Source organism: Winogradskyella costae (assembly GCF_013403865.1).
Classification (GTDB): Bacteria; Bacteroidota; Bacteroidia; order Flavobacteriales; family Flavobacteriaceae; genus Winogradskyella; species Winogradskyella costae.
Window position 1 is genome coordinate 38226 of record NZ_JABFDK010000013.1, and the last position, 13313, is coordinate 51538.

Consider the following 13313-nt stretch of genomic DNA (forward strand, 5'->3'; position numbering starts at 1 on the left):
TTAGTTTCATAATGACCATTCTATTTCTGTTTGTTGTATCGCAACAAGCAGTCGTCATTATGAACTTTAAACTCAACCAACAAGCGATTATTGCTCAATTCTGCATCAATAAAAGTAAACCAAAACTGCAATGTAATGGAAAATGCCACTTAACCAAAGAGCTCCAAGAAACTGAAGACAACCATTCGGAAAAAATTATTAATACGAGAAATTTCGATTTGGCATTCAGTTCTCATTTCATATTTGAATTAAAAATTCCAAAAGTTAAAAAGAAAAGGGAATTGGTGACATATAAAGAATTTCAACATACCGAACCGTATTTAGAAATCTTAGTGCCTCCTCCACTATCTTAAAGGGAGATTTAAACAAACTTAATTTTACTTAAAACACAACATACCAATTAATAAAAATTTAAAAAATGAAAAATCTTAAAAAATATATTTTATCAGCAGCCGTATTAGTTGCTTTTATGTCTTGTAGTAGTGATGATGACAATAATAAAGTGGCAAATAACGTCACCTTAGAGTTCAATAACACTTTTGGCGACACACCTATTGTACTTGGAAATGCAACATCGAGCTCTGCAACTGCAAACACTTCTGATGCTGGACAAATTCACCATTTTGAAGAGCTTAAATACGTTATTAGTAACATTCGTTTAATTAAAGCAGATGGAACTGAAATTCCTTATAATGTAAACAATTTAGATACAGGAGCAACGGTCGTTAATCAGGCAAATACAGAAACATTAAGTTATGTATTAAGTGATATTCCTGTTGGAGATTACATTGAAATAAAATTTGGTTTAGGAGTACGATCTGATTTAAATACTTTAGACCAAGTAAGTTTCCCAACATTTTATGATAACGCAGGCTCAAATGAGACTGAAATGCACTGGGAATGGGGAACAGGATACCGTTTTACTAAAATTGAAGGCTATTATGATACCGATAATAAAACATTGTCTTTCCATTCTGGAAGCACTTTAGAAGGTGAAGAGGATAATTACACTCAGGGTGTTGATGCTTATAGAGATATTACTTTAGCATTGCCTACTACAGCTACTGTTGGAAGTAGTGCACCTATTATAACTATCAATGCTGATTTTGATTATTTCTTAAGTGGAAACAGTCATACGGTAACTTTAGTATCAACTGAAGATATTACTAACAATGCCACACCAAGTGCACATACAGCTACCGAAATGGAGAAGTTTGTAGATAATATCGGTGGTAATGGTACAACAGACCTTACAGGAATGTTCTCTATTACGTCTGTAGAAAACTAAATCTATATTTTATGAGTCGGTTTAGATGAAAAACTCAAGCCGACTCTTTTTAACTATTGTTCATCATATATCTTACAAATGAAAAATCTCATAAGAACCTTATTTTTTGTACTGTTATTGTCATCGTGTAGCAGTGATGATTCAGAGCTTGTTTCTTATAGCAATCCTGAAGTTTCTTTAAATATTCCTATTGATTTTCCAGAACTCAACAATTCATTTTATACCAATATACCTACAGAATTTGGTGTAGAGTTAGGTAAAAAACTATTTACGGATGTACGTTTAAGTACAGATAATACGATTTCGTGCTCTAGTTGCCATATTCAAGAAAGCGCTTTTGCAGATCATAATCCAAAAGGAATAGGTATTGAAGGACGAATAGGGCTTCGTAATGCACCACCGGTTCAAAATATGGCATTTATGCAAGTTTATAATTGGGATGGAAATAAGCTTCAATTAGAAGATCAGCCATTAGTCCCTATTATTACACACGAAGAAATGGACTCTTCTATTTTAGAAGTTATTGGTAAGATTGAAAATGATGAATCTTATATTGAATTATTTAAGAATGCCTTTAATGGTGAAGGGATTACTGCAGATGGAATTTATAACAGTATTGCACAATTTGAATACACATTAATCTCGGGTAACAGCAAATACGATAAAGTAAAACGGAATGAAGGTGAAACATTTACATCTAATGAAGCGCAAGGTTATGCTGTTTTTCAAGATAAATGCATCAACTGCCATAGTACAGAATTATTCACCGATCAAAGTTTTAGAAATATAGGATTTCCTGTAAATCCTGATTCTGAAGAAGGAGGGCGCGCCAGAATCACAGGTCTTATTGATGATTATTTACGTTTTAGAGTGCCTAGTTTAAGAAATATTGAATATACAGCACCTTATGGTAGTTTTGGGCAATTTGCGACGTTAGAAGATGTACTCGATTATTTAGATTCTGGAGTTTTAGAAGCGGACAACCTAGACCCAATTTTAAAAGACAATAACAATAGAATACCTCTTTCTTCACAAGAAAAAACAGGTTTGATTGCTTTTATGAAAACATTGAGTGATACTGAATTTTTAGGCTTGGAAAATTAAGAACACTTTTTACATACTCCTGTTAAAACACAGTTTACATTTTCCACCTGATAGCCAGCAGGTATCGAATAATTAACTGCATTAGGAAGACATTCTAATGTTTCACAAACTGTACATTTAAAATGAAAATGTTGATGCTCTTGATGTGTTTCATCACAGCCATCACATAGGGCAAAATATTGTTTACCATCTTCTGCTAAAACTTTATGTAGCACACCATCATCACAAAACCGATTTAACACGCGATAAATTGTAGCTCTATTAATATCGATTGCAACTTTTTCTTCAATCGCATCCTGACTCATCGCCTGTCCTGCCTTAGTAATAACACTCAAAACAGCTTCTTTAGTCGGTGTATTTCTTCTTTTCATCCTTAATGCGATTTATTTGCAATAATTTATTGCAACAACATTGCAATATTATAAATAAATAATATATTTGCAAAACCTATTAATGCGACTGAATCGCCATTATAAATATTATGAATCCAACCAAAGTGAATATGCAAAAAAATAACGCCTTAGATCTTATAGCGCTATCAAGCTCTTTAATTTGTGCCGCTCATTGTGCTATATTTCCTATAGTACTTTCGTTTTCTTCACTAAGTAGCTTATATTTTTTAAATAATCCACTCATCGAATGGGTATTCATAAGTTTAGGCATTGTGTTTTTGTTCACCTCACTTTGGCCAAGTTATAAAAATAATCACCATAAAACGACGCCTCTAAAAATTGCTTTATTAGGATTTACATTTATAGCTATCGGAAGACTTCATTTAACGCATTTATGGGAAGTGAGTCATACCGTTATTGGAGCAACCTTGTTGGCTGTAGCACATTATTCTAATTGGAGGTTATTGCGCATAGCAGATAAACAGAATTAATTATAACAACCTCAACATAATAAAATAAGTTTAAAACAATAAATATTATCTGTGCTTAATGAAAAACAGCATCACATATTTCTTTATTATTCTTTTTCTTTCCTTTAAAATGGTTGGGCTTCACGCCTTAACTCATGACGATGACAAAGATGAAGCTCTACATTGCGCTGTTTGTGATTATGCTACAATTCATAATTTAACACCTACCCTAACCCCAGAGTTGCAAGAATTTTCCATTGAAAATACCGAATTGGTCATCATTAGAAATAACTTAAAACATTACCGTTTTATAACCTCTAACACTACTACTTCTGGTCAACTATTTTCCAGACCTCCACCTTTCTTCTTATAAGTTTCTCGATACCTTTTTATTATTGAAGCACCCAATCCGTTTTATAACTAAGCGCTTCAGTTTATTATTATTTAGAGACACAATAATTTAAATGGCTAATTGAGTTCTCATCATATATGAAGCTCATAAATTATCGCTATTTAAATGATTTAATTAGTTATATAAAATCCTATTTAATACAAACAGTACAGATTTTGCAATTGCTCACTTTTTAGAACAGTAATTAAAATCTTTTAGTATCACATTATGTTTTACAAAACTCTGAGTTTATGGTTCTTTTTTAGCCTAAGCGCCATGGCTATTGCACAAAATTCTTTTCAGATTAAAGGATCCGTAATTAGCAACAATACGCTACAACCCATAGAAGGAGCCACTATAAACGGAAAAAACCTTCATGCTATTACATCCGCTTCTGGCAGATTTACGATAAATGCTATTGTTGAAGGCAACTACTCTTTTACGATTTCTCATATAGGCTACGCTTCTAAAACAATTAATATTAAAGCAGATTCAAGCAGCAAAGTCCTTAAAATTTTATTAGAGGAATCTACCACCAAACTCAGTGAAATAGAAGTCAACGGAAAAACAAAAAAAAGAGTTCATAAAGAGTCACCTGTCGTTTCTCACGTGGTGACCAAAGAGTTTCTTACGACGAATAGAGAAAATAGTTTGATGCAAACCTTAAGTAAAATTCCAGGTGTCAGTACTATTAAAATTGGCTCCGGACAATCTAAACCTGTCATTAGAGGTTTAGGTTTTAACAGAGTGGCTGTGGTTCAGAATGGCATAAAACACGAAGCTCAACAATGGGGAAATGATCATGGGTTAGAAATTGATCAATATGGAATTGAAAATATACAGATTGTAAAAGGGCCTGCTTCTTTAGTTTATGGTTCTGATGCTATTGCTGGTGTAGTAGATATTCAACCAAATAAAGTACCCCTTATTAATTCTTTTAGTGGTGAAGTAAATGTATTAGGTGAAAATAATAATGATTTATTAGGAATTTCAGCAGGAATCCAAGCCAGAAAAGAAAAATGGTTTTATCGTGGACGTATTACATACAGAGATTATGGCGACTACAAAGTACCCACAGATAAAATAAATTACGAGAATTATATCTTTGAGTTACACGATAATAATTTACGTAATACAGCTGGACGAGAAGCTAACGCTAATTTGAGTCTCGGTTATGTCACTGATAAATTCACCTCAGAAACGACGATTAGTAATGTTAACGCTAAAAACGGTTTTTTTGCCAATGCACATGGTTTAGAAGTGAGAATATCGCGCATTGATTACGACCAATCTAATAGAGATATTGATCTTCCTTATCATAAGGTGAACCATTTTAAAATTACGAATAACACATCCATAGCTCTAAATAAGCATAGTATTAATCTCGATTTCGGTTTTCAAAATAATTTAAGAGAGGAACATTCCGAACCGATACCTCATGGGTATATGCCAACACCTTCTAACAGTAAGGAACGTAGTTTTCAAAAAAACACATTGACCTTAAATGTTAAAGATGCCTTTACATTAAATGATGATCATCATATTGTTGCCGGTATCAATTTAGAATTTCAAGATAACAACATTGGCGGCTGGGGTTTTTTAATACCTGAGTATACGCGTTTCACTATTGGAGCTTTTGCTTTCGACCAATATGAAATTAATTCAGACTTACATCTATTAGCTGGTATACGTTATGATTATGGACAAATAAATAGTAAATCTTATTTTGATTGGTATCCGTCAACCATCAACAATGCCAACGGTTCTACCTCATATATCTATTTACAACGCGCCCAAGATAAAACGCTCAATTTTGGAAATGTAAGCGCTTCTGTAGGCTTAAGTTATATTCTAAATAACACTACTTTTAAAATAAATGCAGGAAAAAGTTTTAGAATGCCATTAGCTAATGAATTAGCTTCTGATGGTGTTAATTACCACATGTACCGTTATGAAAAAGGAAATCTAGATTTAGATCCTGAGGAATCTTATCAATTAGATATTGACATAGATCATACCACAAAAAACTACAGCTTTGGTATTAGTCCTTTTGTTAATTTTTTCGAAAACTTTATTTATTTAAATCCAACGTCTAACTATTACGAGACATTACAAATTTACGAGTATACTCAAAACAAAGTATTTAGAGCTGGAGGAGAATTAAGAGCAAGCACCAACATAATCAACAATCTTCAATTAAATGCTTCTGCAGAATATGTCTACTCAAGACAAACTAGTGGACCAAAAGAAGGCTTTACTATTCCGTTTTCACCACCATTATCAGGATTATTTTCGGCTAATTACCAATTTAAAGATTTTCTTTTTTTTAAACAACCGCAACTTATAGCAGATTATAGAATTACAGCAAAACAAAATGAAATTGTTCCGCCAGAAGAAAAAACGGATGGTTATCAAGTCTTAAACATGTCGCTTTTAACACAAATTGAGCTCTTTAAAACAAAACGTCCATTAGATGTAAAATTTAAGCTCAATAATGTTTTCGATACTAAATATTTCGATCACACTAGTTTTTATCGCTTAATCGATGTGCCCGAAGCTGGAAGAAATATTTCAATAGCATTAACACAAACCTTTTAAAACAATCAATAATAAATTAACAACCATGAAAACAAAAATTAAAACAAACATTATGAAATCAAATTTTAAATTTTTAGCAATTATCGCTTTTTTCGGAATCCTTTTAAACTCATGTAGCAGTGATGATGATAACGGATCACCTAGTCTTAATGCACCAGAAATAACTGGTTTTGAATACGGTGAAGGCAGCGTACACTCAACAGACCAAGTTGCTTTTAAAGGCTCTGACATTCATTTAGAAGCAGAAATTAATGCTGAAGCTGTAGTTAGCAGCATTACGCTTTCTATCCATGCACACGATTTGACGCTTGCAGATGGTGAAGTTGAGTGGGATTTTTTCCAAGAATACACAGATGCTAGTTACCTAGTAATAAACCCAACCTTCCACGAACATGTAGATGTACCAACAGATATACCAGCTGGTGAATATCATATTGAATTAACTGTAATAGATGAGTTAGGGAATAGCACTGAAATTGAAGGTCATTTAGAAATTTTAGATCACATTACATTAAGTGATTACTCTGTAGATACTACAGCTGCTAAAGGCGCTGATTTTCATGCTGAATTTATGATAAGTGCTTTAAACGGCATCCATAATATAACGGTAGATATTCACGCTCATGATCTTCCTGTTGGTGATGGTGAAATAGAATGGGATGAAGAAATTGTATTTTCAGAAGGTTACCATGACCTAACAGACGTTGAATTCCATGAGCATATTGATGTACCAGCAACTGCACCTGCAGGAGAATATCATGTTACTTTTACTGTTGAGGATGAAGATGGAAATACAAAATCATACGAAACACACATAGATATTACAGCATCTTAATACATTATTATACCGCATAGTATACTAAATATGCTATGCGGTTTTATACTCTATAAAATGAAATTAACATCAACTTATTTTTACTTCGTATTTTCTATAATGTTACTAATTACATCGTGTTCTAGTGATGATAGCATTAATATAGATGAAGAAAAACCAACAATTACGATTAACTACACAGAAGGTTTTCCACAGGCATGCGAACAACTTATAAAAGGGGAAACTTACACTTTTAAAGCACTAGTAACAGACAACAGAGCGTTAGCTTCTTACAGCTTAGATCTTCACCATAATTTTGACCATCACACGCATGATGACCAAGGTGAAACATGTAATTTAGAGCCTCTAAAAGAAGCTGTAAATCCTTTAATATATATGGAGAATTTTAATATTGAAGGTGAATTAACAACTTATGAAATTAATATCAGCATAACTATTCCTAATGATATTGACACCGGAGATTACCACTGTGCTTACTCCGTGACAGATGTAACTGGTTGGCAAAGTAGAACCTCTATTGATATAAAAATTATAGACTAGATGTTTTCAACTTGATTCCCTAGAAAATTACATTAAAATTGGGTTAGATTTTTGATGTTATTTTAAGTGCTGACGTAATACCTGTCAGCACTTTTTTTATGCCAATTAATTAAACTGAATATTCTCACTAATAAAGACGAATTTTTGATATAACTAAAATGCAATTATTTATCTTTGCACCTTATTGGTTTATGTTTATAATTTTATAGACATGATTAAAAGGGAATCAGGTAAAAAAGTAATTAGCTTAATAATCCTGAGCTGTTCCCGCAACTGTAAGTTTAGTCCCATTTTGGGATGCCTCTAATGAAAATCTTCAACATCCACTGTTCTTTTTTGAATGGGAAGGAACATTAGTAGGACACAAGTCAGGAGACCTGCCAATTTTACCAACAATTAACACAGTAGCTTTCGGGTAAAAGGCACGGGTTTATGAGATATATTGTATGCACCATTTTGTTTTGCATAGGTTTTTGTTCTATGCTTCATTCGCAAACCGACTCCATCACGGCTTTGAGAGAGGTACGCCTTATTGCTTACCGACTTAAAGATTCTACCTATACAAGAAATGTAACTATTGTAAAAGATAGTGTCTTAAAACAAAACCAAGCTTCTCTAACTAATTTTCTAAACTTTAATAGCACGGTTTATTTTAAGGAGAATGGTTTAGGTATGGTTTCTTCACCCTCTTTTCGTGGTACAACAGCATCACAAACTTCGGTACTTTGGAATGGTATTAACATTAACTCACAAACCACCGGACAAACCGATTTTAATACCATAAATACACGTGGTTATAATAAAATAGAAATAAAACCAGGCGGCTCTAGTGTTGCTGATGGAAGTGGCGCTATTGGCGGCTCTATAAATCTGGTAAATGAACTCGGTTTTAATAAAGGATTTCATAATGAACTTTTTGCTAACTACGGAGAGTTTAACACCTATGGCATAGATTACCAAACTAATTATTCATCAGAAAAATTTAGTGTGCTTTTAGGCATTGCCAGAAATGCTTCTGATAATGATTATCCCTACCCAGAAACAGACCGCATCAATATTAACGGTCAGTATCATAATACTAACATTAGTTTAGCGGCAACTTCGAAATTAAATTTAAATAACACCCTAAAAGTTTTTGCGAATGTTTATGATGGTAGACGAAATTTTTCAGTACCAACACCAAACGCATTAAAAACAAAATATACTGATTTTAACACACGCTCTCTTGTAGAATGGGAAAGTCATTTCAGTAAGTTTAAGTCCAATCTAAAAATAGCAACCACAACAGAAGAATACCGTTATTTCGGTAACATAGACAATGACTTTTACACCTACGGAAAAGTGACGAGTTTTATTTCTAAATACGGCCTAGACTTTGCCCTTTCTAATAAGATATTGCTTACAGCAGGAGTTAATTACACTCACAATGATGGTCAAGGTTCTAATATTGCTTCAGAAACACGCAACTTATCTGCTGCCTTAATCAGTTTTAAACATGTACTTTCAGAAACGTTTCTTTATGAACTCGGATTACGCCAAGAAACGAATGAACAATATGGAAATCCACTTTTATATTCTGCAGGTTTTAGTACAAAGCTTACTGATTTTTATCAACTAAAAGTTAATACGTCTAAAAACTTCCGAATCCCAACTTATAATGATTTGTATTGGCAAGGTGTTGGAAATTCGGACTTAAAACCAGAAGAATCTTATCAAGGTGAAATTAGCAATAATTTCAATTTTAAAAACCTTTCTATTTCCTTAACAGGTTATTATAATTACGTAGAAAACTTATTACGCTGGGTGCCTGACAGCTCTGGTATTTTTAGACCAGAGAACACTAATAAAGTTCAGATTTACGGACTAGAATCTGTCATTACAGCTCAGAAATCATTTGGAAATCACAAATTTACGGGTTCAGCAACCTTTGCTTATACTGTTTCAGAAAATAAAGAAACAGGGAAACAGCTCATCTATGTTCCGTTTTACAAATTCACGACTTCTTTTGGGTATAATTATAAAAGAATTTCGGCCTACTATCAATACCTTAATAACGATGAGGTTTTTACCACCACAGATCATGCTACCGAACATATTTTAGACAGCTATATGGTTGCTAATTTAGGAGCCGAATACACATTAGGAAAAAATCGTGACTATAAAATAGGAGCGCAAATATTAAACTTCTGGAACGAATCTTACGAAAGCGTTCTCAACCGCCCAATGCCTGGTCGGAATTTCAATTTCTATTTACATCTAAAATTTTAAATAATGAAAAAATATTTTTACAAACTCGCAAGTCTGCTAATGTTAGTTTTAATCACTATGACATCATGTACTAGTGATGATAGAGACGATCCTATTTCCGTACAACCGCCATCTGGAGATTATACCGATGGAATTTTTATTTTGAATGAAGGTGGTTTTGGATACTCTAATGCTTCGGTTTCATTTTTTGAAAACACAGGTGAAGTTTATAATTCTATTTATTCTGAAGTAAACGGAATGGGTCTTGGTGATACAGCGCAAAGCATGGGGTTTTATGGTGAAAATGCATATCTCGTAGTAAATAATTCGGCTACTATAGAAGTTGTTAACCGTTATACTTTTGAATATATAGCAACAGTCAGCAATATGATTGTAAATCCTAGATATATTGAATTTAGTGACAATAAAGGTTATATAACCAATTGGGGAGATCCAAATGACGTTAATGACGATTATGTTGCTGTTTTAAATTTAGATACAAATCTTATAGAAGCTACAATTCCAGTAGCGGAAGGTCCTGAAAAGATACTACTAGATAACGGTAAACTTTACGTAACTCACAAAGGAGGTTATGGCTATGGCAACACTATAAGTGTTATTGATGTCGCATCACAAAATGTTTTGAAAACTATTACTGTTGCAGATGTACCCGACGGAATGGTAATTGACAACGGTTTTCTTTACGTGATTTGCTCTGGTAAAGCTTCTTGGACAGGAGATGAAACCCTTGCAAAACTTTTTAAGATCAATCTACCTGATATTAATGACATAACGACTCTTAATTTTTCAACAGAGCAACACCCTAGTCATTTAGAATTTGAAAATGGAATATTGTATTACACCATAGATAATGCTGTATACAGTTTAGACAGCAATGTTTTTCAGCTTCCAGAAACCCCTTCTTTTTCAACAGCAGCAGATGGTGTTGAGATTCTTTATGGTTTTGAGGTGCATGAAGGCGCTATCTATATCGCTGATGCTAAAGATTACACTTCTAACGGAGAAGCATTTATTTACAATCTAAATGGTGATTTACAAAACCAATTTTCAGTTCAAATTATTCCAAATGCATTTTACTTCAACAATCTATAACTAACTAAAAACAATTAAATTATGAAAAACAATTACAAAAAAACATTTTACATTTTAACCGCAATTCTACTTTCTGCTAGTAGCTATGCACAAGATTATTCTAATGGTGTTTTTATTTTAAACGAAGGTTTATTTGGTACAAATACGGCTTCCGTTTCACATATTGATGCAAGTGGAACATTAGAAAATAATATTTTCACCACTCAAAATCCTAGTATGACCTTAGGAGATACAGGACAAGGAATGGGCTTCTATGGAGATTTTGCATATGTAATACTTCATTATAGCGACGAAATAAAAGTAATGAACAGCACGACTTTTGCTTTTTCTGCTAGCATTACTGATCAAATGGAATTACCACGAAATATTGCTTTTTATGACGGAAACGGCTATGTCACCAATTGGGGAGATCCATTTGATACTACCGATGACTTTGTTGCTGTAATAGATTTAACAACAAATAATGTTACTGAAACAATCTCTGTAGCTGAAGGTCCTGAAGAAATTGTACAGAAAGATGGAAAACTGTTTGTAGCGCATCAAGGTGGCTACGGATATGGTAATTCTATTTCCGTAATTGATATAGCAACGAGTACTGTGGAATCAATCACTGTAGGAGATGTGCCTTCAACAATAAAAGTTGACGATGATTACCTATATGTACTTGCAAGTGGAAAACAAGCTTGGACAGGTGATGAAACTCTCGGTAGTATTCATAAAATAGATTTGTCAGATTTCCAAAACCATGTTACAATCGATTTTCAAACTTCGGAACATCCAAGTTTTTTAGCAGTAGATGCTACTGATTTATATTATGTTTTAAATAATAACATTTATAAAATGGCCTCAACAGACACGACACTTCCAACTGTAGCATTTAACTCATCTAATAACGCACAACTCTCTTATGGTTTTGATAAGATTGACGATAAACTCTATTTATTAGATGCCATAGACTATGTAAGTTCAGGAAAAGTATTTGTATATGATGAAAGTGGAAGTTTACTAACAGAATATACTGTAGGACCATTACCAAATGGAGTTTATAAAAACGAAGGAACTTTAAGTGTCAATGATTTTGCTTTTGAAACAACAACCTTATATCCTAATCCGGCATCAGGAAGTTTTGAATTAAACCTTACTGAAAATGCGAATATCAAAATGTATGATGTCTCTGGTAAATTAGTAAAAGCTGTAAAATACACAAATACACAGCCAATAGCTTTAGACGGTATAGAAACAGGTATGTACTTAGTTAATGTGGAAGTAAAAGGAAATTCAACAACTTTAAAGTTAATTGTGAAATGATAAAAACACTCCTTCTCTTTCTGTTTTCTACTTTTTTATTACAAGCGCAAAGTTATGCTCCTGCCGCAGGACAAACTGGATCTACAGCAATTGCTGCAGACAGCGATGTTTTTATAGCTTGGGCAACTGGTATAGAACTACAACGTGGGTATGTAAACATTTCTAATCCTTCACAAGAACATGAAGGTAGTAATTATGCAACTTATGGAGTTGCCGAAGATGCCTTAGGTATAGCAACCAATAATGTCGTAAGCTTAGGAGATGCCGGTGAAGCAATATTAACGTTTGAAACACCAATAGCTGATGAAGATGGCTTTGATTTTGCTGTTTTTGAGAATAGTTTTAGTGATACATTTCTAGAATTAGCTTTTGTTGAAGTGAGCTCAGATGGTGTTAATTATTTTAGATTTCCTTCTCATAGCGAAACGCAATCAGAAACACAAGTTGGTGGATTTGGAAGTGTTGACCCTACTTATATCAACAATCTCGCAGGAAAATATAGAGGATTATTCGGCACACCATTTGACTTATCAGATTTAGAGGAGGACGCTTTATTAAACAAAAATAATATTACACACATTAAAATTATAGATGTTGTCGGAAGTATAGATCCTGCTTATGCGAGATATGATAGTTTTGGTAACGCCATTAATGACCCTTTTTCGACCCCTTTTTATTCTAGTGGATTTGATTTAGATGGCATCGGTGTTATTAATCAACAATCATTAAGTATTGATGATCAAGAATATTCAGCAATTTCTATATATCCGAATCCTGCTTCCAATGAATTTTACATCAATTCTGCCGAAAAGGTTAATGTGAGTATTTATAACATACTTGGTAAAATGGTAATTTCAAAAGAAGTTGATTCCAATAATCCTATTCAAATATCAGAGCTTAAAAGTGGTATCTACCTAGTTAGAATTGCACTAAATGGAAAAATAAGTCAACATCGACTCATTAGAAACTAGTAGATATTTTATATAAATGCTTTCCTTTTTACTTTGGAAAGCATTTTTTTATATAA

13 protein-coding genes and 1 riboswitch are annotated in these 13313 nt (G+C 33.2%); of the genes, 12 read left to right on the forward strand and 1 reads right to left on the reverse strand.

From position 1 onward, the window contains the following. Positions 1–59: 59 nt before the first annotated feature. The 3 genes from HM986_RS16995 to HM986_RS17005 all read left to right on the forward strand — a co-directional run bounded on the left by HM986_RS16995 (position 60) and on the right by HM986_RS17005 (position 2392). Positions 60–353, forward strand: coding sequence for a hypothetical protein (locus HM986_RS16995; protein WP_179336244.1), 294 nt, complete (start codon positions 60–62; stop codon positions 351–353). Between the two features lie 65 nt (positions 354–418). Further along, positions 419–1288, forward strand: coding sequence for an MbnP family protein (locus HM986_RS17000; RefSeq protein ID WP_179336245.1), 870 nt, complete (start codon positions 419–421; stop codon positions 1286–1288). 78 nt (positions 1289–1366) lie between these two features. Further along, on the forward strand, positions 1367–2392 hold the full coding sequence (locus HM986_RS17005; RefSeq protein WP_179336246.1) for a cytochrome-c peroxidase: 1026 nt from the start codon (positions 1367–1369) through the stop codon (positions 2390–2392). Here HM986_RS17005 and HM986_RS17010 read toward each other — a convergent pair. Beyond that, on the reverse strand, positions 2389–2763 hold the full coding sequence (locus tag HM986_RS17010; RefSeq protein WP_179336247.1) for a Fur family transcriptional regulator: 375 nt from the start codon (positions 2761–2763) through the stop codon (positions 2389–2391). The genes HM986_RS17005 and HM986_RS17010 overlap by 4 nt on opposite strands. 131 nt (positions 2764–2894) lie before the next feature. Between HM986_RS17010 and HM986_RS17015 the strand changes: the two genes are divergently transcribed. The 9 genes from HM986_RS17015 to HM986_RS17055 all read left to right on the forward strand — a co-directional run bounded on the left by HM986_RS17015 (position 2895) and on the right by HM986_RS17055 (position 13257). After that, positions 2895–3275: a MerC domain-containing protein gene (locus tag HM986_RS17015; RefSeq protein ID WP_179336248.1), complete on the forward strand. Its 381-nt coding sequence runs from the start codon at positions 2895–2897 to the stop codon at positions 3273–3275. Positions 3276–3333: 58 nt separating this feature from the next. After that, positions 3334–3627 (forward strand): hypothetical protein, encoded by a 294-nt coding sequence (locus HM986_RS17020; protein ID WP_179336249.1) that lies wholly within the window; start codon positions 3334–3336, stop codon positions 3625–3627. A gap of 246 nt (positions 3628–3873) precedes the next feature. After that, entirely contained in the window at positions 3874–6243 is a 2370-nt protein-coding gene (locus HM986_RS17025; protein WP_179336250.1) for a TonB-dependent receptor, read from the forward strand. 52 nt (positions 6244–6295) lie between these two features. Next, positions 6296–7078 carry a DUF4625 domain-containing protein gene (locus HM986_RS17030; RefSeq protein WP_179336251.1) on the forward strand — a complete coding sequence of 261 codons (783 nt, stop codon included), beginning with the start codon at positions 6296–6298 and terminating at the stop codon, positions 7076–7078. Between the two features lie 57 nt (positions 7079–7135). Then, positions 7136–7618, forward strand: coding sequence for a DUF4625 domain-containing protein (locus HM986_RS17035; RefSeq protein ID WP_179336252.1), 483 nt, complete (start codon positions 7136–7138; stop codon positions 7616–7618). A 168-nt stretch (positions 7619–7786) separates the two neighbouring features. Continuing rightward, positions 7787–8017, forward strand: a riboswitch (cobalamin riboswitch). 33 nt (positions 8018–8050) lie between these two features. Beyond that, entirely contained in the window at positions 8051–9886 is a 1836-nt protein-coding gene (locus HM986_RS17040) for a TonB-dependent receptor plug domain-containing protein (protein WP_179336253.1), read from the forward strand. A gap of 3 nt (positions 9887–9889) precedes the next feature. Further along, on the forward strand, positions 9890–10978 hold the full coding sequence (locus HM986_RS17045) for a YncE family protein (protein ID WP_179336254.1): 1089 nt from the start codon (positions 9890–9892) through the stop codon (positions 10976–10978). 21 nt (positions 10979–10999) lie between these two features. Beyond that, entirely contained in the window at positions 11000–12286 is a 1287-nt protein-coding gene (locus HM986_RS17050; protein ID WP_179336255.1) for a YncE family protein, read from the forward strand. Next, complete coding sequence (locus tag HM986_RS17055) at positions 12283–13257, forward strand: T9SS type A sorting domain-containing protein (RefSeq protein WP_179336256.1); 975 nt, start codon at positions 12283–12285, stop codon at positions 13255–13257. Before HM986_RS17050 ends, HM986_RS17055 begins: the two co-directional genes overlap by 4 nt. The last annotated feature ends 56 nt before the right edge of the window (positions 13258–13313 follow it).

Excerpts from the sequence above, each read along its gene's own strand:
- HM986_RS17005 (WP_179336246.1), top strand. The coding sequence starts at position 1,367 with ATGAAAAATCTCATAAGAACCTTATTTTTTGTACTGTTATTGTCATCG.
- HM986_RS17030 (WP_179336251.1), top strand. The coding sequence starts at position 6,296 with ATGAAATCAAATTTTAAATTTTTAGCAATTATCGCTTTTTTCGGAATC.
- HM986_RS17025 (WP_179336250.1), top strand. The coding sequence starts at position 3,874 with ATGTTTTACAAAACTCTGAGTTTATGGTTCTTTTTTAGCCTAAGCGCC.
- HM986_RS17040 (WP_179336253.1), top strand. The coding sequence starts at position 8,051 with ATGAGATATATTGTATGCACCATTTTGTTTTGCATAGGTTTTTGTTCT.
- HM986_RS17010 (WP_179336247.1), bottom strand. The coding sequence starts at position 2,763 with ATGAAAAGAAGAAATACACCGACTAAAGAAGCTGTTTTGAGTGTTATT.
- HM986_RS17020 (WP_179336249.1), top strand. The coding sequence starts at position 3,334 with ATGAAAAACAGCATCACATATTTCTTTATTATTCTTTTTCTTTCCTTT.
- HM986_RS17050 (WP_179336255.1), top strand. The coding sequence starts at position 11,000 with ATGAAAAACAATTACAAAAAAACATTTTACATTTTAACCGCAATTCTA.
- HM986_RS17035 (WP_179336252.1), top strand. The coding sequence starts at position 7,136 with ATGAAATTAACATCAACTTATTTTTACTTCGTATTTTCTATAATGTTA.
- HM986_RS17015 (WP_179336248.1), top strand. The coding sequence starts at position 2,895 with ATGCAAAAAAATAACGCCTTAGATCTTATAGCGCTATCAAGCTCTTTA.
- HM986_RS17000 (WP_179336245.1), top strand. The coding sequence starts at position 419 with ATGAAAAATCTTAAAAAATATATTTTATCAGCAGCCGTATTAGTTGCT.
- HM986_RS17045 (WP_179336254.1), top strand. The coding sequence starts at position 9,890 with ATGAAAAAATATTTTTACAAACTCGCAAGTCTGCTAATGTTAGTTTTA.
- HM986_RS17055 (WP_179336256.1), top strand. The coding sequence starts at position 12,283 with ATGATAAAAACACTCCTTCTCTTTCTGTTTTCTACTTTTTTATTACAA.
- HM986_RS16995 (WP_179336244.1), top strand. The coding sequence starts at position 60 with ATGAACTTTAAACTCAACCAACAAGCGATTATTGCTCAATTCTGCATC.